We start from the raw sequence: 1,322 nt of genomic DNA, 5'->3' as shown, positions 1-1,322 counted from the left end.
TGTCCCGTCCTGAATAAGGTTTACACCTTTCCCCCGAGAATCTGGAGAGCTCGATGGTGCATGGTGTGAAGCGAACACAGCGTGATTACTCGCTGACTTTTAAATTGGCCGTAGTGGATCAGGTCGAAAAAGGTGAGTTGACCTGCAGTCAGGCCCAAGAGCGGTACGGTATCCAAGGTAAATCTACGGTTCTGGTATGGTTGCGTAAGCATGGTCGGCAGGATTGGAGCCAAGGGGCGTCGATCCGGGCCGAGAGGAGCTGCGCGATGTCCGACTCCAAAACGCTCACTCCAGAGCAGCGAATCAAAGAGCTTGAGCAGCAGCTTGAGCTGATGAGCCAGAAGGCTCAGTTCTTTGAGACGGTCGTTGATGTCCTGAAAAATGACTACGGTGTATCGGTCGTAAAAAAGCGATCCGGCAAGTCCTCTCGCAAGGTCAAGTCGCAGGACTGAGCATTGCCAGGGCTTGTCAGTTTCTAGGCATTAGCCGACAGGCTTACTACAAGCGCAATCGAGCTGCCGACAGCAAAGCGCGCCAGGCAGATCGAGTTGTCGAATTTGTTCAAAAAGTCCGGATGCGTCAGCCGCGACTGGGTACACGGAAACTGCATTATTTGCTGCATTGCCAGCCTGATAAGCGGTTCCAAGTTGGCCGAGACCGGCTGTTTGAGGTCTTGGGAGAGCGCCGCTTGCTGGTGCTGCCCAAGCGGGCGTATCACAAGACAACACAAAGCTATCATCGCTTCTACCGTCATCCCAACCTCCTCAAAGCAGGCCCAAATCAGGTTGTCCCGTCAGGGCCGGAGCACGTTTGGGTGGCGGATATTACTTACCTGCCCTCCAGAAGCGGCCCGCTGTACCTAAGTCTGGTAACGGATGCATATTCCAGAAAGATTGTTGGCCATCATGTACACGAAAGCCTACATGCCGAGTCGGTTGCACAAGCCTTTAGACAGGCCCTGCGCAGGCGGCGGCGTCGCCAGCCGTTAGTCCATCACTCAGACCGCGGTATTCAATATTGCTCGGCGCTGTACCAGTCACTGCATGCGCGGCACGGAGTCCGTTGCTCGATGACTGACGGGTACGACTGCTACCAGAACGCGCTGGCCGAACGCATCAACGGAATCCTCAAAACAGAGCTGCTGCTGAGTAACCCTGAAAGTCTGGAGCAGGCAAGGAAGATGGTTGATGAGGCCGTGCAGATCTACAACACAGAGCGGCCTCACATGGCCCTGAAAAACAAAACGCCCGATGCGGTGCATCGGGCGTTTTGAGGTCTATCGGGCTACCTGAACAGGTGTAAACCTATTTCAGGACTAGACA

Annotated in this window: 1 protein-coding gene; it reads left to right on the top strand. The window is 54.7% G+C overall.

Annotated features, from left to right (window positions below; translation table 11 throughout):
* The first annotated feature begins 53 nt into the window (after positions 1-53).
* Positions 54-1,273, top strand: a protein-coding gene (locus DMX11_RS25780; protein WP_110748649.1) for an IS3 family transposase whose coding sequence is annotated in 2 segments (ribosomal slippage) — positions 54-402 and positions 402-1,273 — 1,221 coding nt in all. Because the reading frame shifts where the segments join, the coding sequence is not laid out codon by codon here.
* Positions 1,274-1,322: the final 49 nt, after the last annotated feature.

The sequence above is a fragment of the Pseudomonas sp. LB-090624 genome (assembly GCF_003205205.1).
In the GTDB taxonomy this organism is placed as follows: domain Bacteria; phylum Pseudomonadota; class Gammaproteobacteria; order Pseudomonadales; family Pseudomonadaceae; genus Aquipseudomonas.
This window is presented reverse-complemented; position numbering and strand designations above follow the sequence as displayed.